The organism is Pontibacterium sp., from assembly GCF_041587635.1.
Classification (GTDB): domain Bacteria; phylum Pseudomonadota; class Gammaproteobacteria; order Pseudomonadales; family Balneatricaceae; genus Pontibacterium.
Genome location: NZ_JBFGYC010000674.1, coordinates 1 through 1918, shown reverse-complemented (window position 1 = coordinate 1918; position 1918 = coordinate 1). Strand labels below are relative to the sequence as shown.

Sequence of the window (1918 nt, the reverse complement as noted above, 5' to 3'; positions counted from 1 at the left end):
TCTGAGGTTTGCTTGATACCACCAAGGGTGCGGGCGATGTGTGCAACCATCTGCTTCTGGCTCACACGAGGCTTCAGTCCACGGTTTTGCAAAAAGGCGCTGTAAGCAGACTGAATTTCAGATTTTAGATTTTTATCGAGCAACGCCGTCGTCCAACCAAGTTTTGCGCAATGTTATCAAAATACTGGATATATAAACAGAAGTTGCTTTACAGAACTCGGATACTGTATATAATCACATGTACTGTATAAAAAAACAGATACGATTATGAAGCTGACAAAAAGACAAACGGAAGTTCTGGACTGCATCAAGCACTATATCGTAACCACCGGTTACCCACCGACTCGCGCCGATATTGCACGAGAGCTGGGCTTCAAGTCTGCTAACGCGGCTGAAGAACACATGAAAGCACTGGCCCGTAAAGGCGCCATTGAGATCATACCCGGTACGTCTCGCGGTATCCGTGTACCTGTCATGGAAGAAGAAAAGGATCTTGGACTGCCTGTCATTGGTCAGGTAGCAGCAGGCTCTCCTATCCTTGCACAGGAACATATCGAAGATCACTGCACGATTTCATCAGACTTCTTTCACCCTAAAGCCGATTATCTGCTCCGCGTGCGTGGCACGAGCATGAAAAATATCGGCATTATGGATGGCGACCTGCTTGCGGTACATCAGTGCCAACACGTAAACGATGGACAGATCGTCGTTGCACGTATCGATGATGAAGTAACGGTGAAGCGCTTTAAGCAGGAAGGACATATGGTGTACCTGATTGCCGAGAACGAAGAATTCGACCCGATTGAGGTCGACCTTCGCGAGCAAAGCCTGGCAATTGAGGGACTGAGTGTTGGCGTTATACGCAGAGGTAATGACCTATGATTAGCCACCAGACTGCAACACCCAAATTGATTCGCCCAAGCCTGACCACCACAAAACAAACCACTGCTCCGCTCATTAAGAGTAAACAAACATCCGGCAAAGTTACCGAGATCATTATGCGAGATGATGAACTCAGTAATATGCCAATGCTCATGCCCTTACTGGCGCAACTGAGCCGTGATGATCGCTGGTTTGTCTGGATTGCCCCTCCCATTGTGCTGCCCAAAGCGCTACTTGCCGATGCAGGAATAGACCTGAGCAAGGTCATCCTGCTCAAACCTGATGACAACCACTCGGTATACGAACTCTCATGCCAGGCGTTAAAAGCAGGCACCTGCCACGCAGTGATTACCTGGCCTGGATATTTGTCCGAAGATGAATTGAACGGACTGGAAGACGCTGCCCGCACCGGCTCAAGCCACGGCATTGTAATTCGCGGACGCCAAAACGCCTAAACGACACATACAGCACAGCACCAAAGGCAATATTCACACGGAACGTGAGCACAAAACAGAGGGATCTGTAGACAGGGTTATATAAAAAACCACCCATCCCGAACGCCTACCGACGTCCAGAGTAAGGACGGTATTTTTAAGAACGAATTAAATCAGTGAATTGTTGGCAAAGGCTCAACAACTGGCTCGCTCACCGGCGACAAGTTGTGGCCTGACTCAGCAACCATATGAATACCCGCGGTCAACATCATTCGGCCAACCTCGATACACTTTTCTTCCAGCGTCTCGCGCAGCTCCTCAGAGAACGCAACCACCAGCAGCGGCTCGCTCTCCTCGTCTTCAGCTCGACGAATGGCCAGATCTCCGTTTTCCAGCTCAACAATCTCTAGTAACGTTTCCAGCTTTTCATCCACTAATGACACTGATTTACCACTCCTGCATACCGGTACGCAGCCGCTCAATCAACGCCCGCATTTCGTTCAACCAACCTTCATACTCAACAATAATCTGACCGTCTTCGGCATGATCAGGATTCACCTGCACCACGTGTATCTCAGACACACTGCTCGTCTCTGTCACCG

Annotated in this window: 3 protein-coding genes; 2 read left to right on the top strand and 1 reads right to left on the bottom strand. The window is 49.3% G+C overall.

What is annotated here, in order from left to right; all coding sequences use genetic code 11:
* Window positions 1-264 precede the first annotated feature (264 nt).
* Together lexA and ABYW01_RS20585 are read left to right on the top strand one after the other, a co-directional pair.
* Window positions 265-882 (top strand): transcriptional repressor LexA, encoded by a 618-nt coding sequence (gene lexA, locus ABYW01_RS20590; protein ID WP_372836374.1) that lies wholly within the window; start codon window positions 265-267, stop codon window positions 880-882.
* A complete protein-coding gene (locus ABYW01_RS20585; protein WP_372836372.1) occupies window positions 879-1337 on the top strand; it encodes a cell division inhibitor SulA in 459 nt (152 codons plus the stop codon). The genes lexA and ABYW01_RS20585 overlap by 4 nt, the downstream gene beginning before the upstream one ends.
* A gap of 152 nt (window positions 1338-1489) precedes the next feature.
* Here the strand turns inward: ABYW01_RS20585 and ABYW01_RS20580 are convergent, their stop codons facing one another.
* Entirely contained in the window at window positions 1490-1759 is a 270-nt protein-coding gene (locus ABYW01_RS20580) for a hypothetical protein (RefSeq protein WP_372836370.1), read from the bottom strand.
* Window positions 1760-1918 lie beyond the last annotated feature (159 nt).